The 21,822-nt window shown below is 67.0% G+C and carries 19 protein-coding genes; 1 reads left to right on the forward strand and 18 read right to left on the reverse strand.

The genetic code is table 11. The features are described 5' to 3' along the window. Positions 1 to 29 precede the first annotated feature (29 nt). The 12 genes from U8L64_RS06235 to U8L64_RS06290 form a co-directional block, all read right to left on the reverse strand. Positions 30 to 914, reverse strand: a complete 885-nt coding sequence (locus U8L64_RS06235; RefSeq protein ID WP_333394881.1) for an SDR family oxidoreductase — start codon at positions 912 to 914, stop codon at positions 30 to 32. Positions 915 to 1,093: 179 nt separating this feature from the next. Continuing rightward, positions 1,094 to 2,245 (reverse strand): acetyl-CoA C-acetyltransferase, encoded by a 1,152-nt coding sequence (locus tag U8L64_RS06240; RefSeq protein WP_333394883.1) that lies wholly within the window; start codon positions 2,243 to 2,245, stop codon positions 1,094 to 1,096. A gap of 3 nt (positions 2,246 to 2,248) precedes the next feature. Next, positions 2,249 to 3,307: an acyl-CoA dehydrogenase family protein gene (locus U8L64_RS06245; protein WP_333394885.1), complete on the reverse strand. Its 1,059-nt coding sequence runs from the start codon at positions 3,305 to 3,307 to the stop codon at positions 2,249 to 2,251. Between the two features lie 10 nt (positions 3,308 to 3,317). Further along, entirely contained in the window at positions 3,318 to 4,484 is a 1,167-nt protein-coding gene (locus U8L64_RS06250; RefSeq protein ID WP_333394887.1) for an acyl-CoA dehydrogenase family protein, read from the reverse strand. A gap of 10 nt (positions 4,485 to 4,494) precedes the next feature. Beyond that, positions 4,495 to 5,247, reverse strand: coding sequence for an enoyl-CoA hydratase family protein (locus U8L64_RS06255; protein WP_054094723.1), 753 nt, complete (start codon positions 5,245 to 5,247; stop codon positions 4,495 to 4,497). Continuing rightward, positions 5,244 to 6,350: an NAD(P)H-dependent flavin oxidoreductase gene (locus U8L64_RS06260; protein WP_333394995.1), complete on the reverse strand. Its 1,107-nt coding sequence runs from the start codon at positions 6,348 to 6,350 to the stop codon at positions 5,244 to 5,246. The genes U8L64_RS06255 and U8L64_RS06260 overlap by 4 nt, the downstream gene beginning before the upstream one ends. A 5-nt stretch (positions 6,351 to 6,355) precedes the next feature. Continuing rightward, positions 6,356 to 7,267: an enoyl-CoA hydratase gene (locus U8L64_RS06265; RefSeq protein WP_333394889.1), complete on the reverse strand. Its 912-nt coding sequence runs from the start codon at positions 7,265 to 7,267 to the stop codon at positions 6,356 to 6,358. Then, the gene (locus U8L64_RS06270; protein ID WP_442965267.1) at positions 7,264 to 8,073 is read right to left on the reverse strand and encodes a CoA-transferase subunit beta; all 810 of its coding nucleotides are present in this window, start codon (positions 8,071 to 8,073) and stop codon (positions 7,264 to 7,266) included. The genes U8L64_RS06265 and U8L64_RS06270 overlap by 4 nt, the downstream gene beginning before the upstream one ends. Before the next feature lie 12 nt (positions 8,074 to 8,085). Further along, on the reverse strand, positions 8,086 to 8,961 hold the full coding sequence (locus tag U8L64_RS06275) for a CoA transferase subunit A (RefSeq protein WP_077683248.1): 876 nt from the start codon (positions 8,959 to 8,961) through the stop codon (positions 8,086 to 8,088). Beyond that, the gene (locus tag U8L64_RS06280) at positions 8,958 to 9,872 is read right to left on the reverse strand and encodes a VOC family protein (protein WP_333394894.1); all 915 of its coding nucleotides are present in this window, start codon (positions 9,870 to 9,872) and stop codon (positions 8,958 to 8,960) included. Before U8L64_RS06280 ends, U8L64_RS06275 begins: the two co-directional genes overlap by 4 nt. A 266-nt stretch (positions 9,873 to 10,138) precedes the next feature. Further along, the gene (locus U8L64_RS06285; protein ID WP_333394997.1) at positions 10,139 to 11,080 is read right to left on the reverse strand and encodes a bifunctional OB-fold nucleic acid binding domain-containing protein/MaoC family dehydratase; all 942 of its coding nucleotides are present in this window, start codon (positions 11,078 to 11,080) and stop codon (positions 10,139 to 10,141) included. After that, positions 11,080 to 12,291 (reverse strand): thiolase family protein, encoded by a 1,212-nt coding sequence (locus tag U8L64_RS06290; RefSeq protein WP_333394896.1) that lies wholly within the window; start codon positions 12,289 to 12,291, stop codon positions 11,080 to 11,082. The genes U8L64_RS06285 and U8L64_RS06290 overlap by 1 nt, the downstream gene beginning before the upstream one ends. Positions 12,292 to 12,509: 218 nt before the next feature. Here U8L64_RS06290 and U8L64_RS06295 point away from each other — a divergent pair, with 218 nt between their 5' ends. Continuing rightward, the gene (locus U8L64_RS06295) at positions 12,510 to 14,564 is read left to right on the forward strand and encodes a PQQ-dependent dehydrogenase, methanol/ethanol family (protein WP_333394898.1); all 2,055 of its coding nucleotides are present in this window, start codon (positions 12,510 to 12,512) and stop codon (positions 14,562 to 14,564) included. A gap of 57 nt (positions 14,565 to 14,621) precedes the next feature. Here U8L64_RS06295 and U8L64_RS06300 read toward each other — a convergent pair whose 3' ends face one another. The 6 genes from U8L64_RS06300 to U8L64_RS06325 are packed head-to-tail and all read right to left on the reverse strand — an operon-like array spanning position 14,622 to position 21,820. After that, positions 14,622 to 16,274 carry a DUF1302 domain-containing protein gene (locus U8L64_RS06300; RefSeq protein WP_333394900.1) on the reverse strand — a complete coding sequence of 551 codons (1,653 nt, stop codon included), beginning with the start codon at positions 16,272 to 16,274 and terminating at the stop codon, positions 14,622 to 14,624. A 60-nt stretch (positions 16,275 to 16,334) separates the two neighbouring features. Beyond that, positions 16,335 to 17,420 carry an MBL fold metallo-hydrolase gene (locus U8L64_RS06305; RefSeq protein WP_333394902.1) on the reverse strand — a complete coding sequence of 362 codons (1,086 nt, stop codon included), beginning with the start codon at positions 17,418 to 17,420 and terminating at the stop codon, positions 16,335 to 16,337. Then, positions 17,417 to 19,282 (reverse strand): long-chain-acyl-CoA synthetase, encoded by a 1,866-nt coding sequence (locus tag U8L64_RS06310; RefSeq protein ID WP_234302321.1) that lies wholly within the window; start codon positions 19,280 to 19,282, stop codon positions 17,417 to 17,419. Before U8L64_RS06310 ends, U8L64_RS06305 begins: the two co-directional genes overlap by 4 nt. Before the next feature lie 3 nt (positions 19,283 to 19,285). Continuing rightward, positions 19,286 to 20,365, reverse strand: a complete 1,080-nt coding sequence (locus U8L64_RS06315; protein ID WP_333394905.1) for an alkene reductase — start codon at positions 20,363 to 20,365, stop codon at positions 19,286 to 19,288. A 12-nt stretch (positions 20,366 to 20,377) separates the two neighbouring features. Continuing rightward, positions 20,378 to 21,007: a nuclear transport factor 2 family protein gene (locus U8L64_RS06320; RefSeq protein WP_008568667.1), complete on the reverse strand. Its 630-nt coding sequence runs from the start codon at positions 21,005 to 21,007 to the stop codon at positions 20,378 to 20,380. 39 nt (positions 21,008 to 21,046) lie between these two features. Continuing rightward, positions 21,047 to 21,820 carry an SDR family NAD(P)-dependent oxidoreductase gene (locus U8L64_RS06325; protein ID WP_061338369.1) on the reverse strand — a complete coding sequence of 258 codons (774 nt, stop codon included), beginning with the start codon at positions 21,818 to 21,820 and terminating at the stop codon, positions 21,047 to 21,049. Between the last annotated feature and the right edge of the window lie 2 nt (positions 21,821 to 21,822).

A 21,822-nucleotide genomic window follows, 5' to 3' on the forward strand; every position in this document is an offset into this window, starting at 1 on the left:
GGCGAGAGCAGCCAACCAGGATGGTTGTTTCAGCTACCCCAGACCTTCTGCGCCGGTGGCGCCTCGGCGAGGATTTGGGCGATAGCCGCGCCGACTTCCGCAGGCTTCCAGCGCTCGCCCTTCTCCCGCGTGACACCGGTGCGCCAGCCATCAGCCAGGGAAATACGCCCGCCTTCGGCCTCGAACACGCAACCGGTGACCTGCGCCGATTCGGCCGAGGCGAACCAGGCGAGCACACTGGAGACATTCTCAGGTGCCCAGTAGTCGAAGCTGCCGTCCTCGGGCTTGGCCATGCGCGTGGCCATCGCTTCCACGGCAGTCGTCATGCCGGTACGCGCGGCGGGCGCCACGGCGTTGGCGGTGATGCCATAGCGGCCAAGCTCGGCGGCCTGGTTCAGGGTCAGCGCGGCGATGCCAGCCTTGGCCGCAGCATAGTTTGACTGTCCAATGGAGCCCTGCAGGCCGGCGCCGGAGGTGGTGTTGATGATGCGCGCATCGACCTTCTTGCCGGCCTTGCTCTGGTCGCGCCAGTAGTGCACCGCATGCGAGGCGATGCAGAAATGGCCCTTCAGGTGCACCGACATGATGGCGTCCCAGTCAGCCTCGGTCATCGACGCGAACATGCGATCGCGGTTGATCCCGGCGTTGTTCAGCACCACGTGCAGCTCGCCGAAGGTTTCGATGGCCTGGCGCACCGCATTCTCGCTGTCGGCATAGCTGGTGATGTCCGAGGTGTTCACCACCGCCCGCCCACCCGCAGCGGTGATCTCGTCCACCACCGCCTGCGCCGCCGCCTGATTGATGTCGTTTACCAATACACAGGCGCCTTCCGCGGCGAAGACCCGTGCATGCGCGGCACCCAGGCCGCCACCCGCGCCGGTGATGATCACCACGCGATCGTTGAGAATTCCCATGCTTTGCTCCTTTTAATAACTGAAAGCCGCTCCGGAGGTCGGAGGCGCCTGCAAATGCGTCGCGAGCGCAGGTCAGGCAAGGCGAAATCGGCTGGGGAAGCAGAGTTTGCCGAGGCAAATGAGCATTCCACGGCCGATTTCAACGCCGCATGACCAAGCGCAGCAGCGATTGCTGCGCCCTACAACCGTTCGATGATGGTGACGTTCGCCTGCCCGCCGCCTTCGCACATGGTCTGCAACCCATAGCGCCCGCCGGTGCGTTCCAGCTCATGCAGCAGGGTCGCCATCAGCTTCGCGCCGGTGGCGCCCAGCGGGTGGCCGAGCGCGATGGCGCCGCCGTTGACGTTGGTGCGTGCCGGGTCGTAATCCAGCTCGCGTTGCCAGGCCATCACCACCGAGGCAAACGCCTCGTTGATCTCCACCAGATCGATGTCGTTGACCGTCATGCCGGCCTTCTTCAGCGCATGGCGGGTGGCCTCGATCGGTGCCGTCAGATGCCAGATCGGATCGTCACCGCGCACCGACAGGTGGTGAATGCGTGCCCTGGGTGTCAGCCCGTAGCGCTTGAGTGCCGCTTCCGAGACGACCAGCAGCGCCGCCGAAGCGTCGCAGGTCTGGCTGGAGACCGCGGCGGTGATGTCGGGAAATTGCGCATCGACCGGCTCGAGCGATGCCATTTTTTCCAGCGTGCTCTGACGCGGTGTTTCATCGGTGCTGACGCCTTCGAGCGGCACGATTTCCCGGCTGAAATGCCCCGCTTCTATGGCGGCCAGCGCACGCCGGTGGCTTTCCAGGGCAAAGGCTTCCATCTGGCGGCGGTCGAAGCCCCAGTGCCGGGCGATGCGTTGGGCGGCATAGAACTGGTTCACCGGCTGGTCGCCGAAGCGTGCCTGCCAGCCGCTGCTGCCGGAGAACGGATCACTGAAGCCCAGCGGCTGCCCTGCGAGCATCGCCGAGGAAATGGGAATCTGCGTCATGGTCTGTACACCACCGACGGCCACCACGTCCTGGGTGCCACTCATCACCGCCTGGGCGGCGAAGTGCAGCGCCTGCTGGGAGGAACCGCACTGACGATCGACCGTGGTGCCGGGCACGTTCAGCGGCAGGCCGGCCGCCAGCCACGCGGTGCGGGCGATGTCACCCGCCTGCGAGCCGATGGTGTCGACACAGCCAAAAATCACATCGTCATAGTCTTCGGCGGGAACGGCATTACGTTCGACAAGTGACTTGAGCGCATGCGCGCCGAGGTCGATGGCATGGACGTGGGCCAGGCCTCCCTTGCGCTTGCCGGTCGGGCTGCGCAGCGCGTCGACAATATAGGCTTCAGCCATCGGTCATTCCTCGAAAGTGAACTGCGGGCCGACAGCGGCGCCGTCGGCGAGGATGGCCGTGGCCACCCGCGATTTGTGACAGGCGCGATCGCCCCATGCCGAGTCCAGCGCCCAGGCGCGCTTCATGAACATCTGCAGATCGACCTCCCAGGTGTACCCCATCGCCCCGTGCACCTGGATGCCGTGGCGCGCGGCGAGCCAGGCGGCCTCGCAACAGGCCAGCTTGGCGTGCGAAACGTGCACGTCGACCTGGCTGTCACCATTGGCCAGCGCGTGGGCGGCGCGGTAGAGCACCGGCTTGGCGAACTCGATCTTGCCGGCAACATCGGCCAAGTGATGCTTGATCGCCTGGAAGCTGCCGATCGGCTTGCCGAACTGCTTGCGCTGCACCACGTAGTCAACCGAGAGGTCGAGCATGCGCTGGGCAAGGCCCAGGCTCTGCCCGGCCACTGCCAGGGCACCGCGGTTAAGCGTGGCGCGCCACAGCGCACGGCCACTGTCGGCCCCGGCCATGCGCGTCTGCGCGGTCGGGTTCCAGCTGATGCGGCCAAGCCGACGCGAACTGTCGATGCTCGGGTTGCGCTCGATGTCGATCTCGGCCCGCGGCACGGCGTGCACTTCGCCGTCGTGCTCGAGCAACAGCACCTCGGCCAGGTGCGCATCGGCAACCAGCAGGTTGACCGGATGCCCGACCGCGATGCGCACGGCACCCTCGGCGATCTTCTCCAGCAGTTCGTCGCGGCGCGGCGTGCCCGCGGGCAGCCCGGCGAGCAGGCCGGTGGCGACATAGGCGGTATCGGCCAGCGAGTCGGGAATGGCGTAGTAGCCCAGTTCCTGCGTCAGCAGCGACCAGGCAATGTCGTCCATACCCAGCCCGCCCTGCGCTTCGGGAACCGACAAGGCGGTCAGCCCTTGCTCGGCCATCTTGCGGCGCAGTTCCGGCGAGCGGCCCTCCTCGGTCTCCCAGATGTCGCGGAGCATCTCCGGCGGCGCCTCGGTCATCAGGAAACGGCTGATCGCCTCGCGAAAGGCGATCTGGTCATCGGTAAACGTGAAATCCATGTTCGCCCCCTCAAGCTTTCGGCAGGCCGAGCATCCGCTCGGCGATGATGTTGCGCTGGATCTCGTTAGTGCCGGCGTAGATCGGCCCGGCCTGGGCGAACAGGAAGCCCTCCAGCCACTGGCCGCTTTCGACGGCTTCGGGTGCGTTGCCTCGGAGCTCACCGCGGGCACCAAGGATGCGCATGGCCGTCTCGTGCATCTTCAGGTCCAGCTCGGACCAGACCACCTTGTTGATGCTGGACTCGGCGCCGACCTTCGCGCCTTTGCCGATCAACCCGACGGTGTGGTACGCCGAGTACGCATAGGCCTGCGCACCCATCCAGCTGTCAATCACCGCATCGCGCAACCCCGGATCGCGCTCGGCGACCTCCGGGTGCGCCTTGTACAGCTCGACCAGGCGCTGGGCCGTCTGCTGGAAGCGTGCCGGCGAGCGCAGCAGCAGACCGCGCTCGAAGCCGGCGGTGGCCATCGCCACATTCCAGCCCTGGCCTTCACCGCCGATCAGGTTTGCCGCCGGTACCCGCACGTCGTCGAAGAACACCTCGGCGAAGGCGTCCTTGCCGTTGAGCGCCTTGATCGGCCGGATGGTCACGCCCGGTGCATCGAGCGGGACCAGCAGGTAGCTCAGCCCGTGGTGGCGGCTGCTGGCCGGGTCGGTGCGGAACAGGCCGAAGATCCAGTCAGCGAAGATCGCCCGCGTCGACCAGGTCTTCTGCCCGTTGACCACATAGTGGTCGCCGTCGGCGGTCGCCTTGCTGCGGATCGCCGCCATGTCGGAGCCGGCGTTCGGCTCCGACCAGCCCTGCGCCCACATGTCCTCGCTGGACGCGATACGCGGCAGGAAGCGGCGCTTCTGCTCCTCGGTGCCGAATTCCATCAGGGTCGGGCCGAGCAGCAATTGGCCGTTCTGGTTCACGCGCATCGGCGCGCCGGCGGCGTAGTACTCCTCCTCGAAGATCAGCCACTCGATCAGGTCGCAGCCGCGCCCACCCAGGTGTTCCGGCCACATGACCATCGACAGGCGGTTGGCGTACAGGCGCCCTTCCCACTCACGGTGCTCCTCGAATCCCTCGCGGGTGTCGTAACTGGCCAGCGGCGTGCGCGGCACGTTGTCTCTGAGCCACTCGCGCACTTCGGCGCGGAAGGCCTTCTGGGAATCGGTAAAGGTCAGCTGCATGGCGGCGCTCTCAGAACTGGGTGTCGCGTTTTTCGACGAAGGCGCGGCGGGTCTCGGCCGAGTCCGGCAGGGTGTACGCCTCGAGGGTGAAGCCCTGTTCCCAGCGGTACTTGGCTTCCAAGTCCCCGTCCTCGATGCCGTTGAGCGCCTCCTTGGCGATGCGGATCATCGCCGGGCTCTTGGCCGCGATCTTCGCGGCGATCTCGCGCGCGGCGGCGGGCAACTCGTCGCGCTCGACCAGCCGTTCGATGAAGCCGTACTGCATGGCGTCCGGTGCACTGACCTTTTCGCCGGTGAAGAACATGTAGCGAACCTTCTGCACCGGGAACAGGCGCTGCAGGTGCGCGCCGCCGCCCATTGCGCCGCGGTCGACCTCCGGCAGGGCGAAGGTGGCGCAGCGCGAGGCAACCACGATGTCCGCCGCACCGGTCATGCCGATGCCGCCGCCGAGCACGAAGCCATGCACGGCGACGATCACCGGTACCTGGCAACGGTGGATGGCCTTGAAGGTCGCGTAGTTGCCGGCGTTGACCTTGACGATCCGCTCCGGGTGCGCGTCCAGCTCCTTGATGTCGACGCCGGCACAGAAGCCGCGCCCCTCGGCCCGCACGATCAGCACGCGCACCGAGGGGTCGGCGCCCAGCTCATCGATCCGGGCGGCCAGAGCCAGCCACTCATCGCTGTCCAGCGCGTTGACCGGGGGCTTGGCCAGCACCAGCTCGGCAATGCCCTGGTTGATCTCTACCTTGAATGCGCTACTCATGCATGAGCCCTCTGCTGTTTAATCCCCGGCGCAGCCGCCGGTTCCATTGGCAGGCGTGCGTACAGGCGCTGCAGGCACCGTTCGGCTTCACCGGCGATCTGTTCGATGAGTTCCTGGCAGCTCGGCAGGCTGTCTATCGCGGCGGCCACCTGGCCGCTGGGCAGGATGCCCTCGTCAGGCAGGCCATCGACCATCGAGCGCTCCAGCAGCACCGGCTGGTTGGCCGCCATCACCACTTGCGAAAGCGTCGAGGGGTCTTCGCGGATCGCCTTGAAGAAGGTCCTGAACATGTGCGCGCTGCTCATGCCCGTCTGTGCCTGCCACTGGCGTGCGCTGCGCAGGGCGATCAGCAGCCGGCCCATGGGGCTGGCCTTCTCCAATCGATTGATGAAGGGGTTGTCGATCATCCGGTGGCGCATGCCGTCGACCGCCAGGGTGACGCGGATCTGCTGGGTGTCCTTCACCGCCAGATAGCGCTCCAGCGTGGCGCGCGGGGTCGGCGAATCGGAGGTCATCAGAAAGCGCGTGCCCATGGCGATGCCCTCGGCACCCGCGGCCAGCGCCGACGCCAGGCCGCGCCCGGTTGAATAGCCACCGGCCGCGATCACCGGCACGCTCACCGCATCGAGCACCTGCGGCAGGAGGATGGTGGTCGGCACGCCGCCGGTGTGGCCGCCGCCCTCGCCGCCCTGGATCGTCACCATGTCCGCGCCCAGTTCCACCGCCTTCTGCGCGTGTTTGAGCGCACCGACCGTAGGAATGCACAGCACACCCGCCTGTTTGAAGCGGGCAATGGTGGCCTTGTCCGGGCCGCGACCATAGCTCACCGCACGCAGGCGGTACTGAATGGCCAGGTCGACGCACTGCGCGGCGTTGTCCTGGAACATGTGGAAGTTCAGGCCGAAATTGCTGCCGCCGGTGGCCTGGATGACCTTTTTGATTTCGCCTTCCAGGTCCTGCGCGGGGATGGTCGCCCCGGCCAGGAAGCCGAAGCCGCCGGCCAGGGTCGTGGCGATCACCAGATTGGCGTCAGCCACCCAGCCCATGGCCGTCTGCACGATCGGGTAGCGGCAGCCGAGGGCCTCGGTCAGGCGGGTCTGCATCATGATCATGACGCCTCTCCCCGGCTGGCCTGCGCTTTGTTCGCCTCGGCCATGGCCTTGCCATCGAAGCCGCCCAGCTTGTCGCCGGAGATCAACTCGTTGTGTACATGGGCGAAGTGGTGCCAGGCGAACACGGCCTCCATGCCGGTACGCTTGCCCTGGAGATCCTCGATGTGATTCACCGCCTGCTTGGTCAGCGCCAGGCCCATGCGTGGCTGCGTGGCGATGCGCCGTGCGATGTCCAGCGTCTGCTGTTCCAGCGCCTCGCGCGGGACCACGCGGTTGACCATGCCCAGCTCGTAGGCGCGCGCCGCCGGCATGCGCTCGCCGAGAAAGAGAAACTCCTTGGCGATGCGCGGATGCATCTCGAAAGCGTGGGCGAAGTACTCCACACCCGGAATGCCCATGCGCACCACCGGGTCCTGGAAGAAGGCATCCTCGCTGGCGACGATCAGGTCGCAGACCCAGGCCAGCATCAGTCCACCGGCGACGCAGGCGCCCTGAACCATGGCGATGGTCGGCTTAGGGATCTCCCGCCAGCGCCGGCACATGTTCAGGTACACCTCCTGCTCGCGCACATAGAGGAATTCGCCGCCCGGTTTGTTGCTGTGGTCCCACCACAGGTGCTGGCGCTCGAACGGCCGGTTGACGTCGCGGCCCGGCGTGCCGATGTCGTGCCCCGCGGAGAAGTGCTTGCCGGTGCCACCGAGCACGATGGCCTTGACGCTGTCGTCGTCCACCGCACGGCGGAAGGCGGCGTCCAGCGCATACGTCATCTGCGAGTTCTGCACGTTGTTGAACTGCGGCCGGCTCAGGGTCAGGATCGCCACGCCATCCTCGACGCGGTACTGCACCGGCTCATCGGTTTCGTAGACGGCCGTGTCCGGCCGCTTGACGAAGGCGTCGTCTGGGCTCATCCGGCGATCTCCTCTGCACTGCGAATCCCGCGCGGGTTGCCCTTGAGCTGCTGGCTGCGCAGATCGTGCGGATCGAGCCGCCGGATGATCGCCAGCTGCTCGGCCGTCGGATGCGGCGTCTCGCCCATGCCTTCGGCCTTGCGCAGCGGGAAGCCGGTGCGCGCCTGCACGGTGTCGAAGTCCACCCCCGGGTGCAGCGAGAGCACCTGGCATGCGTGGTCCGGGCCGTTGAAATCCATCACGCAGAGATCGGTTATCACACGGCCGATGCTCATCAGCTCGCGGCGCATGCCCGGTGCCCAGCGCTCCTCCTTGAAACCGACGCCGGAGACCATGTCCACCTCGCCGGCGACAAAGGCGCGGGTGCTGTGATTCGGCACGAAGAAGGAGTTCTTGTGATTGATGCTGTTGCCCGGCAGGCCGCGCACGCCGAGCATCGCCACCTTCGGCCGGGCGTAGTCGCCGACCACCGACAGGTTGGTCTGCGCCCAGCGATCGACCTGGGTCGGCCCGATCATCGCGTGGCGGCGGCCGTGCCAGACGCACTCGAAGATGCGCTCGAAGGGCATGTAGCCGGCGTACTTCGGCTGGTAATCGCCGCGCGGGCCGACCGGTACCGGCTCCTCGACCAGATAGGCCTCGCTATCGGTCATCAGCAGGTCCGGGTTATGGCTCAGCTTGGCCAGGCTGGCGCCCAGCCGAGGAATGATGCCCAGCCCTGAAGCGAGCAGCTCGCCGTCGTCGCGCCAGGCTTCGGCGGCGGCCACGATCATCAGTTCGGCGAGGCTGAAAGTGTTATCCGACATGCTCATGCTCCTTCAGAAAATCGGCAGCGGCAGGCTGGCCAGACGCGCGGTCCCGCCATTGCGCTCGCGATAGGCGGCCTCGTCGCAGGTGACGTAGCTGTCCAGGTAGCGTTGCCAGCCGTTCTCCTCGCCGGCGCTGGCGACGTAGTCCTTCAGGTGCTGCATGTCCCAGCCGTAGTCAGGGGAACAGCTGGTCGGGTGTGCACCCTGTGGCGCTTCCACCACGCCGGTGACCAGCGAACGCTCGAAGGTGTTGAAGCGTGCCGTTTCGGCATCCAGCGACAGGCGCTCCTCTACCTGTTCGGCCGAAACGAAGCACTGCTTGGCCGCCCGTGCGAACAGGTGATCGAAGTAGGCGTCGGTACCGGTGACCAGGGTGTTGCCGAGACGGTCGGCGCGGTTGACGTGGACGAAAGCGACGTCCAGTTCCAGCGCGGGCATCGCCAGCAGCACCTCGCCGTCGTCATAGGGTGAAGTCACGGTGCGCAGCGCCGGGTTGTGCGTCAGCACATCGGTCGCCAGCCCGGCACGTGCCGGCAGGAACGGCACGCGCATGCCGGCAGCCCGCAGGCCCCACTGGAACAGACCTTCGTCCAGTTCCATGACATCGACGAAGCCGGCTTCACGCGCCTTGCGGAAATACGGCTCCAGCGGGATCGCATCGAGCGTGGCGAAGCCGAACACCAGCTTCTTCACCTTGCCGGCCGCCAGCAGCATGCCGACTTCCGGCCCGCCATAGGCAACTACGGTCAGGTCCTTGACCTCGCTGCGCAAGATTTCGCGAACGATCGCCATCGGCTTGCGCCGCGGGCCCCAGCCGCCGAAACCAACGGTCATGCCGTCGCGCAGCTGGCCCACCACATCGCCCAGTGTCATCAGCTTGTTCATTGCGCCTCTCCTTGCACCGCGGCCTGGCGGCCGACCGAGAAGTCATGGCCCCAGACGCTCACGCGGGTGAACTCGAAGGCGCTGTGTTCGTTCCAGTCGACCTGCAGGCCGCCGCAGCCGTACTCTAGATCGAAGCCGGACGGCGTCTTCATGTAGAACGAGGTCATGCGGTCGTTGAGGTGCTGGCCAAGCGTGGCCGACAGCGGCACACCGTGGGCGGCGACACGGTCGTGCGCGCGGCCGACCTCAGTCATGTTCTCCACCTCCACCATCACGTGAACGCACTTGCTCGGCACGTCGTACTCGGCAATTGCCAAGCTGTGATGGCGCGGATTGGCGCAGTGCAGGAAGTGGATGCGCACCGGCGGCGCATCCGGCGCCGGCTTGAAATTGAAGACGTCGGAGATTTCGAAACCGAGCAGGTCGCGGTAGAAGGCGCGGCACTCGTCGAAGCACGGCGCCGGCAGCACGGTGTGCCCCAGGCCCATGTCGCCGGTGAGAAAGCGCGGCACGCCCTGCGGCGACACGAACGGCTGGCAGTCGGAGCGATGGCCCCAGGTCAGCTCGTGACGGTTGCCCGCGGGGTCGTGCACGATAGCCACGGCCTGCACGCCACGCTGCTCGCACAGGGCTGCATCGCCCAGCTCGACGGCGACATCGGCGTCACGCAGGCGGGCCAGCAGCGCACTGAAAGCGCGCTCGCCGGACAGCTCCCAGCCCGAGGCCACATAGCCGGCGGACGGCCCCTCGACGATCAGCATGCGGAACGGACGCTCATCCATCTTCACGTAAAGGCCGCCGCCGGGCGCCGGGCTGGTCATCATCCCCAGCACATCCTCGGCATAGCGCTGCCAGGCGTCCAGATTTTCGATCTGAGCGACGAAATAGCTCAGTGCACGGATATCGGTCATGGGTTCAACTCCTCATCGCCTTCGTTGGGCTTGGGGGGATTGTCCTGCCGATATGCGGGGGGCTCATCGTCCGTTGAGACTAACAACGGCAAGGCTCGCGGCCTTGCCGGACGGGGCTTCGTGGCGCTAAGTCCGGTGCGGCGAACGCCTGTGCGCGCGCTCGATTGCCCGGGCTCACCGGCAACCGGACAGGCCGCGCGAGCAGGCAAAAAAAACCGTCTCGGCCTAAGCGCATGAGACGGTCAAAGAGAGCACAGCACACTGTCTTACATGTAGAGAATGACCAGATCGTTAATCACCGCAGGCCGCTCCTGTCCCACCACGTGCACGTTGAATTCAAGAGTCAGCTGGGTGCCGCGCTTGTTGCGCTCGACAGCCTTGACCCGGCAGCGCGAGTGGACCAGCGATCCGGCCGGCACTGGCGAGGGGAAGCGCAGGCGGTCGGAACCGTAGTTGACCATGTTGGTAAAACCGGTGATCTCGAACGGCAGTGGCACCTGCATGCGCGACATGATCACCTGCACCAGCGCGCCGTGGGCGATGGTGCCGCCGAAGGGGCCTTCCTTGCGGGCCCGCTCCGGGTCGGTATGGATCCAGTAGTCGTCGCCCGACAGCTCCGCAAACGCATCGATCAGCGCCTGGTCGACCAGCACCTGGTTGCTCCAGTCGGTGAACGCGTCCGAGACCAGCGCCTGCAACGCCTGCTCGTCGCCGACGTCGATCTGCTGGCGTGGCGGGCGGTTATCGGCTTTCGCCGGCGCCGGCGCTCGCACCACCTCGTCGATGAAGTCCAGTGCGACGTCGGTTCCGGTGTAGCGCAGCAGCACGGTGCCGTCTTCTTTCACCTGGGCCCGCACCGGCTTGACCGGCATGCCGATCTCGATCGCCTCCGGCGCCAGGCCCACCAGCGTGGTGTTGATCCGCACGCCCTGCTCCAGCTCGACCACTGCGAGGATCTGCGCGTCCGGCCCGGCGAACTCCGGCAGCGTGGGGATGCGCGCCACGGTGTAGGTGTAGAGCGTGCCGCGCCCACTGACCTCTTTCCAGTTCAGGTCGTGGGCCAGGCAGTGGGCACAGTGCCGACGCGGGTAGAAGTTCCAGGCCTGGCAGGCGTTGCATTGCTGCAGCTGAATGCGACCTTCCTTCAGCCCGTTCCAGAACGGCGCGGAAATCTCGGTCATCACCGGCATGGGTTTGTTCGACATGATCAGGCTCCCTGGAGAATCAATGCGCCCTGCTCGCTCATGACACCGCCGGTGCCGGTCACGAACACGTTGTCGCAGGTCTTCAGCTGGCGATCCCCGGCGCGGCCGGCGATCTGGTGAAAGGCCTCGATGACCTGCGACATGCCACCCGCCGCGCCAGCCTGGCCGAAGCTGAGCTGGCCGCCGTGGGTGTTCATCGGGAAGCTGCCGCGCCAGGTGAGGTCGTTCTCGCGGATGAAGCGCATGCCCTCGCCTTTCGGACAGAAGCCGGCGTCCTCCAGGCTGAGCAAAACGGTGATGGTGTAGCAGTCGTAGATTTGCGCGGCATGCATGTCCGCAGGTTTCAGCCCGGCCATGGCAAAGGCGCTGCGCGCCGCCGGGCCGACCGGCGTTTCGGTCATGTCCGGCGAGTAGCTCGGCGACTTGTATCCCAGCCGCTCGCCGAAACCGGTGACCACCGCGCCGCGGTTGCGCGCCCTGGCCATCAATTCTTTCGAGGCGACAATGACAGCGGCCCCGCCAGCCACCGGCATGACGATCTCCAGCACCCGTAGCGGGTCGGCAACCATGCGACTGTTAAGCACGTCGTCGATGGTCAGCGGCTGGCCGCAGAAGATCGCCTCCGGGTTGGCCTGGGCGTTGGTGCGTTGGTCCACGGCGATCTTCGCCATAGCGACCGGGTCATAGCCGTAACGCGCCGCATAGCGCTGGGCGATCATCGCGTAGCCGGTGTTCTGCCCCATGTGCCCGTAAGGCAGGTCGAACTCCGCCTCGGGCGCACCGTAGTTGGTGCTGTGGCCGCCGAAGCGCATCGCGCGCATCATCGCGGTCGGGTCCTCGTCCGGCCCCATCGGCGCCATCCGCGCCGGCAGCACACAGAGCACCGCCTGGCACAGGCCCAGCTCGATGGCGGCTGCCGCGCGCCAGACCATACCCATGCCGGTGCAGCCGCCGAGGTCGACGACTTCGGCGAAATTCACCGCCAGCCCGAGGTATTCGGCCGCCATCGCCGGCACAAACACCGACGCCTCGTGAAAGTGCGGGCCGTTGATGACCAGCCCGTCGAGGTCCTCGGCCTTGAGGCCGGCATCGTCGAGCGCGCGAGCGGCCAGGTCGGCCACCTGCTCCAGGTGGAACATGCGCGGCGCCGTTGCGTACTTCTCCGGCTTGTACTGCGCGGCGCCTACGATGGCCGCCTGCCCTTTGAGTCCCATGCTTCGCTACCTCGTCTCGAACGCCCGGTGAGCTTCTAGCGCGGCCAGGCTGGCCGTGCGGTTGCTGTTGTCCGTGGTTCAAAGGTGCCAGCCGGGGCGCGGACCAGCATCGTCCATAAGGCCTAGGGCTGCAGATGAGCGGCTACGCCATACGGACGAGGTTAGCCACCCGGCGCGGGCCGATCATGGCTTTTTCCCAGCCAAACAAGGACGCTGCCATGTCACCTCGATCACTGCCCCGGCTATTGCCTCTCGCACTGGCGATCTATGCCTCGTGCGTGCTGGCGGCTCCCCTGCCCGACCAGGCCTGGCCGCAACACGGGCTGGATGCCGCCGAGACGCGCTTTTCTCCATTGGCGCAGATCGACCGGTCGAACGTCAGCCGGCTCGGCCTGGCGTGGCAGTTCCGCTTCGATCGCCCGCGCGGCGTGCAGGCGACACCGCTGATGGTCGGCGAGACGATCTACGTCAGCGGCCCCTGGGGTGTGGTCTACGCGCTGGATGCCCGCAATGGCGAACTGCGCTGGCAGCACGACCCGTTGGTGCCGGCGCACAAGGCGGCCGTGGCCTGCTGCGACGTGGTCAACCGGGGCGTCGCGGTGGCCCATGAACGGGTCTTCGTCGGCACCCTCGACGGGCGCCTGCAGGCACTGGATGCACACAGCGGCGAGCTGCTCTGGTCGACACAGACCACGCCGCCGGAGCGCCCCTACACCATTACCGGCGCACCCCGCGTGGTCGGCGATCTGGTGATGATCGGCAATGGCGGCGCCGAGTACGGCGTGCGCGGTTATCTCTCGGCCTACGATGCCGGGAGCGGCGAGCTGCGCTGGCGTTTCTACACCGTGCCGGGCAACCCGGCCGAAGGCGCCGACGGTGGGGTCTCCGACGAGCCATTGAAGAACATTGCGCTGCCGACCTGGACGGGCCAGTGGTGGCTGCTCGGCGGCGGCGGCACGGTGTGGGACTCGATGGCCTACGACCCGGAACTCGACCTGCTCTACTTCGGCGTCGGCAACGGCTCGCCGCACGACCGTGACCTGCGCAGCCCCGAGGGCGGTGACAACCTGTTCCTCTCTTCCATCGTCGCGGTACATGCGAAAACCGGCGAGTACGCCTGGCACTACCAGACCACGCCTGGCGACAGCTGGGACTACACCGCCACGCAGCACATGATCCTCGCCGAGTTGCGCCTCGATGGGCGGCAGCGCAAGGTGCTGATGCAGGCGCCAAAGAACGGCTTCTTCTATGTGCTCGACCGCGAGACCGGCGAGCTGCTGAGCGCGGCCAATTACGTGCCCACAAGCTGGGCCAGCCATGTGGACCTGGCCAGCGGCCGTCCCGTCGAAGTGCCGGGCGCGCGCTACCCTGCCGACCAGCCTGCGGCCGTCACGCCGTCGCAGATCGGCGGGCACAACTGGCAGCCGATGGCCTGGAATCCGCTCACCGGGCTGGTCTACATCCCGGCGCAGGAAAGCCAGGCGTATATGGTCAAGGCCCAGCCATTTCGCATCGAACCCGGGCGCTGGAACACGGGTATCCAAGACCATCCCCTACCGACCGATGCCCAGAGCCTGGCGCAGGCGCGCCAGAGCATGCGTGGCCATCTGCTGGCCTGGGACCCGATCCGCCAGCGCGAGGCCTGGCGTAGCCAGCAACCGGGGATGTGGAACGGTGGCGTGCTGACCACCGCCGGCCGCCTGGTGTTTCAGGGCCAGGGTGGCGGCGGCCTGCACGCCTACGATGCCGAGAGTGGGAAACGGCTGTGGCAGAGCGACACCTGGCTCGACATCCTCGGCGGGCCGATCAGTTATCGCCTCGACGGCGAGCAGTACATCGCCGCCGCCGCGGGCTTCGGCAGTTCGATGCACCTGTCGGCCAGCGCCTTGTTGCCGCGCCAGGGCCTGGCGGCCAACGGCGGCGTGTTCGTCTGGAAGCTCGACGGCAAGGCACAACTGCCCGAGCCGCAGGCACGACCGCCGATGCCGCCGCTGCCCGCTGGCACCGCCGATCCCGCTACGCTGCAACAGGGCGCGCAGCTCTACACGCGCTACTGCATGGTCTGCCATGGCGCGGCTGCGGTCGCCGGCGCGGGCATTCCGGACCTGCGCCACTCGGCCTACCTGCAGAGCGCCGAGGCCTTCCGCCGTCCGCCGCTCGAAGGGCTACTCGAGGCGCGCGGCATGCCCTCCTTTGCCGGAAGCCTGGATCAAGCAGCGGTCGAGTCGATTCGCGCCTATGTCATCCAGAGCGCACGGGACACCGCCAGATAACCCGCTGGTGCAACGAAAAAACCCGGCCAAGGCCGGGTTTCTTATGGCTGACTACTTCTAGAACGCGTACTTGGCCGCCAGGGTGACGTAATCCCGATCGGCCAGCTTGCGGCGAATGGGGTCCGGCTCGCCGAGGAAGGCGTTGTAGGCGAGCGCCACCTCGAAGTTGCCCAGCCGGCGGAACGTTGTGCCGAGGCTCAGGCGCATGTCGCCCTTGGCACCCTGGATCGCGCCCTGCAGCGGAGTCGCCCCTTCGGCCACGTGGGAGAAACGCACCGGCACGATCATGTCCCAACCGTTGGCAACGCCCGGGTAGCTCAGCTCCACACCGAGCTGATAGGCCGTGGCGGTCTTGCTCTGCCAGGCGCTCGCGGTGCGATAGGTGAAGTCGTCGCTGCCGCTCTGCGGGTGATCGTCAACGCTGTCGGCACGCACATGGACGATTTCGCCGGTGAGCGTGGTCTGGCTGGCCCACGGCCGGTCGCCGAGGATGTGGATGAACGACAACTGCATCTGCTGGCCGCTGCCGCGGGTGTGCTGCGGCGCGCCCTGCGGGCTGAGCACGTTGACCGGGGCGCCATCGCGATAGCTCCACTCGCCGCTGACCTGGGTATCGCCCAGACGCGTGGAGAAGCTCAGGCCGGTCAGCTTGATGTCTTCGTAGTAGTTGATGCGGTACTCGGTGGGCAGCTGCAGCATGAAGCCGGGTGCGACTTCGACCATGCCGTTGGTGGTGGTGATGCCGGCCGGGCTCTTGTCGTGGTAGCGGATGTGGAAGGCCGACAGCTCCCAGTCGAAGTTCGGCCGGTAGCGCACCTGCACACCCCACTGGCCGCTGTCGCTGGGCTCGTCGGTACCGGCGTAGAGCACGCGCTGGTTGAAGGTCCCCATCGGTCCCAGGGGAATGGCGACGTTGAGGAAGTCGCGCCCCGGGCCGATGATGTCGGAGGTCGACAGGTAACTGCCCACCGGCGGCAGCTCGGTGCCCTTCCACTCGTACTGCACGTAGCCGCCAAGGCTGAATTGCGGGTTGATGTTCCACAGCGCCGAGACCTGGCCGACCGGCAGGATGATTTCCTTGACCTCCACCCCGGGCAGCGAACCCTTGACCGCGTCGGCGGGCGACTGGGCGCCTGAAACGCCCGGGTAGTAGAGGCTTTCGCCCCAGGCGACCACATGCCGCCCGGCATTCACGTCGAGGCTCTGGCCGTTGTCGAAGCGCCAGCCGCTGAACACATAGGCGTCGAGGAAGCGCGCCCGCCCGCCACCGTAGTACTCGGTGCCGCTGGTGAATGCGTTGTAATCGCCGAACTTGTTTGCCCGCTCCGGTGCGTCATGGTCGTTCTTGCCGTGATAGGCGTCGTCGTAGAACGCGTTGGCGCGCACCACGGCGCCATAATTGTCCTTGCGCAGGATCATCTCGCCCAGCGCGCTGACGCGATGGGTCACCAGGCTGCCGCGATCGAAGTTGCGGTTGCCATCGTCGGCGTTGATGTCGCCGAGCAATGCATCATCCTGGCTATCGACGCGCATGCCGATGCCGTAAGAGGTAATCAGGCTCCAGTCCAGCGTGGCGCCGTTGTCGAGGAACACGGTGTCGCCCGCCAGGGCCGCCGGCGCCTGCGACGCCAGGCATACCGCCACGGCGAGCGTCGCGTGGCGGAACTGGCGCGTCTGATTGCCAGGAAACGCTTTCTTATTGTTGTTCACGGTGGATCTCCCGAGTGGTGGTCAAAGACCGTTAGGTACGTCCTGCAAAATTCCCGTCGTTCAGATGTGGATGTCGCCCGGCTGCTCCGGCCGCGCCAGGCCCGGATCGACCCGGCGGAAGCGCCAGACGCCTGCCTCCTGCTCACGCGTCAGCTCGCCCTCCTCGACCAGGTAATGCAGGTGGGCCAGCGTTTCGCCCAGCGACATCAGCAGGTCGAACGGTCCCTTGATGCGCGGAAACAGCAGCGGGCGGATCTCGGCCGCGGTCATCGCGCCCTCAAGCTCGGCCATGAGCGTGTCGAGGTGGTGCTCGTGATGCTTCTGCAGTTGGTAGAGGCGCTGGTGCAGGCCATGGAACGGCCGCTCGTGCGCCGGCAGCACCAGCGCCTCATCGGGCAGCGCGCGCAGGCGGCGCAGCGAATCCAGCCAGTCGCCCAGGGGGTTGGCATAGGGCTCGTTGGCACCGACCAGAACGCTGGAGGTGATGCGCGGCAAAACCTGATCGCCAGCGATCAGCAACTGGTCCTCCTTGCTCAACAGGCAGGCGTGCTCGGGCGAATGGCCTGCGCCGATCACCACTTGCCAATGGCGGCCACCGATCTTCAGCCAACCGCCGTCGCGCAAGCGGCGATAGCTGCGTGGCAGACCGCCGTCGAAGCGCATGCCCTCGATGGTGGGGACCAGCGAGGCGATCTGTTCCTCGTCCAATCCGGCGCGGCGATAGAAGTCGTGAAACTCCCAGCCCGGCTCGCGCCCGTCCGGCGCGACGTAAAGCGCCTGGTACTCGCCGCGGGTCATGTACAGCGGGCAGCGGAAGCGCTCGGTCAGCCAGGCCGCCAGGCCGCTGTGATCGAAGTGGAAGTGGGTGCAGATCACCGCCAGCACCGGCCGGCTGTCCATGTCCTCGACGAATACCCGTTCCCAGACCTCGCGGCTGCGCGGCACGGCCAGACCGGTGTCGACCACCACCCAGCCCTCCGCGTGGCGAAGCAGGTAGAGGTTGATGTGGTCCAGCCCGAACGGCAGCGGCATGCGCAGCCAGAGCACGCCGTCGGCGACCTCCTGCACCTCACCGGCGGCCGGCGGCTGCGGCCAGGGGAAGCGCAGGCCGTCACGCAGTTCGTCGTCCCGCGTTGGCGCGTTCATCGGCCGGACTCGCTGGCGAATGGCGCGAGGCCGTTGGCCGCCAGCAGCTGCGCGCTGTACGGCCGGTAGCTGCCGGAGGCCTCGTCACGGATGTACAGCGGGTCGTCGAACTGCTGCGGGTCGTAGCCCTGGCGCTGCAGGTCGACCTTGCGCAGCTTGAAGGTGCTGGTCATGTCCGCGCTGGCGCAGACCCGTACGAACACCGGCGCGGCATAACGCGGTACGCGCGCGGCGGCCAGCTGGTAGAAGGCTTCCGGGTCGAAGACATGGCCTGGCTGCATCAGCAGCGCCGCCATGCCGGCGCGCCCCTCGTGCCCCGGCACCCGTACGCCGTAGACGTTGATCAGCTCCAGGCCCTGGTAATCACCGAGCGCGTCGGCGACCTCCTGGGTGGAGACGTTCTCGCTTTTCCAGCGGAAAGTGTCGCCGATGCGGTCGACGAAGTAGCAGTAGCCCTCCTCGTCGTAGCGCAGCAGATCGCCCGAGCTCCACCAAGCGTCGCCCTGCTGGAACACGTCACGCAGGATCTTGCTTTCGGTCGCTTTCGGGCAGGTGTAGCCTTCGAAACGGCCGCCGCCGATCTCCGGATGGTCGACGATAAAGGCCACCGCTTCGCCAACCTCACCCGGCTGACAGGGAATGCAGAAGCCTTGTTCGTCGCGCAGATGGCAGCCGTTCTCGCTGTCGTAGCGAATCAGCCGAACGTTGGTCTTTTCCCAGTACGGCACCCGCCCGCAGGAGCCCAGGTGATTGTCGAGGTTGATGATGGCGCAGTTGGCTTCGGTCGAGCCCCAGCCCTCGAACACCGGCAGGTCGCCGAAGCGTTCGATCCAGCGCTGCCAGGTTTCCGGGGTCAACCCGGCGCCGAGCATGCAGCGCAGGCTGTGCTGCCGATCGTCCGGCTGCGGCGGGCGGTTGAGCAGGTAGCGGCAGATCTCGCCGATGTACTGGAAGACGCTCACCTGATAGTTGCGCACGTCGTTCCAGAACTCGCTGGCGCTGAACTTGCGCCGTACCACGATAGCGGCACCGGCCTTCAGCGCGGTGGAGGTGACCGAGGTCGCCGCGGCGCCGTGATACAGCGGCAGGCAGCAGTAGAAGACGTCGTCCGGCGTCGCGTCGAGCGTCACCTGCATCACGTCGCCCGAGCTCAGCCAGCGCATGTGGCTATAACGCGCGGCCTTCGGCAGCCCCGTGGTGCCGGAGGTGAAGATCAGCAGCATGGTTTCTTCGGCACGGATGCCGGCCCGCCAGGCCGGGTCCACCGCCGCAGTGCCGGTGCCGGCAACTGCTTCGGCGAAGTCGCGATCGGCCAGGCGCAGCAACGGTTCGGCCGCCGGGTTTTCCTCGTCACGCACCAACAGCAGCGGATAGCGCGCGGCCTCCGGGGTGTCGGCGAACGGCTGCAGGCATTCCTCGCCGACCACCACTGCCTTGGCCGCGGTGCTCTGCAGGGCATGCAGCAGCGGCGTGCCGGTCGCATGATGGTTGATCAGCGCCGCGACCACGCCGAGCTTGGCCATGCCGAACCAGGCGAAGAAGAACTCCGGACGGTTCTCCATCGCCAGCGCGCAAACGTCGCCGCGCTTGAGGCCCTTGTGGCGTAGCGCGTGGGCGAACACGCTGGCCCGTGCGTCGACCTCGGCGTAGCTGTAGCGGCGGCCCTTGTAGATCAGGAAATCGCGCGCGCCGAAGGTTGCCGCCTGGGTCTCCAGGCGGTCGGCCAGGGTGTAGAGGTCCTTGGGCTTGATCGCGCCGGCCGCAGCCGAACGCCGGTCGAGGATCTGCTGGGTCTGTTCTCGGGGAACCACGGCGGATCGCAGGTCTTGTTCTTGTCTGTGTGCCATACCGGTGGTGCTCATGAGTTACTCCAGGGCTGGTTCGCCGGCCCGGCTCGGGTAGTCGCTGTAGCCGGCGGGACCGGGTGAATAGAGGGTGTGCCGGTCGAAGCGGGCCAACGCATGGCCCTCGCGCAAGCGCTCCACCAGGTCGGGGTTGGCGATGTAATGACGGGCGAACGACACCGCTTCGGCGGCGCCGCTGCTGATGTGTGCGGCGGCGCTCGGGCCGTCGAAGCCGTCGTTCGCAATCAGCGCACCGGCAAAGCCCTGCCGGGCGATGGCGAAGGCATCCAGGCCCTGTACCGGCGAGCGCATGATGTGCAGGTAGGCCAGGCCCATGCCGTCGATACCGGCCAGCAACGCCTTGAGGGTCGCTTCGGGATCGAGGTCTTCGACGTCGTTGTACGGGTTGCCCGGGCACAGCCGCAGGCCGACGCGCCCGGCGCCGATGGCCTCGGCCATTGTCTGCAGGACTTCCAGGGTGAAGCGGATTCGGTTGGCCAAAGGGCCGCCGTAGCGGTCGTCGCGCAGGTTGCTGTTGGTGGCGATGAACTGCATTGGCAGGTAGCCGCTGGTGCCATGCAGTTCGACGCCATCGAAGCCGGCTGCGCGGGCATTGAGTGCGGCCCGGCGGTAATCGCTGATCACGCCGGCAATCTCGTCCAGGCTCAGCGCGTGAGGCAGGTCGGTGTCGGCCATGCCCTCGCTGTCGGTGAACAGCTGCGTCCTGGCGGCGACCGCCGAGGGCGCGACGCTACGGGTGCCGGCCGGCTTGTTGGCCCGCGCGGCGACCCGGCCGCAATGCATCAACTGCAGGACGATTTGTCCGCCACGCGCATGCACCGCATCGGTGACCTCGCGCCAGGCCCGGATCTGCGCCTCGCTGTAGATGCCCGGTGTGCGGCAGTAGCCGATGCCGTCGGCCGAGGGCGAGGTACCTTCGGCAACGATCAATCCGGCACTGGCACGCTGGGCGTAGTACTCCACCATTTCGGCGGTTGGCACGTGGTCGCTGCTGGCCCGGCTGCGGGTCATCGGCGCCATGACGACACGGTTGGCGAGCGCCAGCTCACCGAAGCGCGCCGGTTGGAAAAGTGCGTTCATGGGCAGGTCCTCTCAGCGCACGCGAATGCGTGGTGCCGGCGTGTCGCCGCGCATGTGGCGGAGGAAGCCATCCAGTGGTGCCGGCGCAGCGACTTCGGGCAGGCCCTCGCGCATCGGCGGGTTGGCCCAGAAGGCTTTCCACGAGGGGAACAGGTCGTGAAAGGTGCCCGGATAGGGCTCGCGACCGGGCCAGCGCATCTTCATGTCGCCGATCGGCGGCTTGTTCAGGTCGGTCGCGTACCAGTAGCAGGGCAGCCGGCGGCGGAAGTACCACTGGCCGTCGATGCGCTGGTAGTCGTCCCAATAGAGCATCTGCATGATCACCCACTCGGCACCGGCTTCATGCTCGTTCTTCGAGTACACGACGCCGATTGCATGGTCGGCGTCGACGAACTCGATGACGTGCTGGCCGAGGTGGTGCGAAGTCCCGGTGAACTGGTGGCGCAGGGTGTCGTCGACCCACGCCTTGAGGTGCGCGCGGCCTACCTGGTCGCGGCCGACGCGGATGTCCGGCGCGAACAGATTGACGTGAGCGTCGAGGTCGCGCATGTCCAGCGACAGGGAATACCTGGCCGCCAGTTGCCGGATCGCCTCGGTCGACTCCAGCCGGTCGAGGCGCTGCAGGAGTGCTTGCTGGTCCATGGGTTCATCTCCCGGTCGGGTCGGTTGCACGGAACGGCCTCATTCGAGAACCGTGTAGAGGTCCGAACTGCGCCCACCGTCGACGGGCAGGCTGGCGCCGGTGATGTAGGAGGATTCGTCCGAGGCGAGAAACAGCACGGCGTTGGCCAGCTCTTCCGGGCGCGCGACGCGGCGCATCGGAATCAGCTTTTCGGTGTTGGTCCGGGTCTGCTCGTCGGAGAGCATTCCTGCAGTCGAAGGCGTCGCCACCACGCCCGGCACCACGACGTTGCAGCGCACGCCGCTGGCCGCGCCTTCGGAGGCCACCGCGCGGCTGAAGTTGATCACCGCCGCCTTGGCCGCCGAGTAACCGGACATCCAGGCCGTGCCGAACAGGCCGCAGATCGAGGCGATGTTGACGATCGAGCCGCCGCCGCTGTCCTTCATCAGGCGCATGGCAGTGCGGGTGCCCCAGAAGGTGCCGTCGACCGTAGTGGTGAAGTTCGCGTGCCAGTCCTCGGTGGACATGCTGTCGACGCTGCCCCAGGTGAAGGCCATGGCGTTGTTGACCATCACATCGAGGCGCCCATGCTCGGCCGCGACCTGCTCGATGGCGCCTACGAAGGCGTGCTCGTCACTGACGTCGGCGACCTTGAACTGGGCCTTGCCGCCAGCCGCGCGGATGCTCTCGACGACCTCGGCCAGCGGCGCCTCGCGGCGGCCGCAGACGATCACCGTGGCGCCCTCCTCGGCCAGGCGCTTGGCCGTGGCTGCGCCGATACCCGAGCCACCGCCGGTGACGAATGCGATTTTTCCTGCCATGCGTGCTGTCATGT

This window comes from Pseudomonas sp. FIP_A4, assembly GCF_036701605.1.
GTDB classification, from domain to species: Bacteria; Pseudomonadota; Gammaproteobacteria; order Pseudomonadales; family Pseudomonadaceae; genus Stutzerimonas; species Stutzerimonas phenolilytica.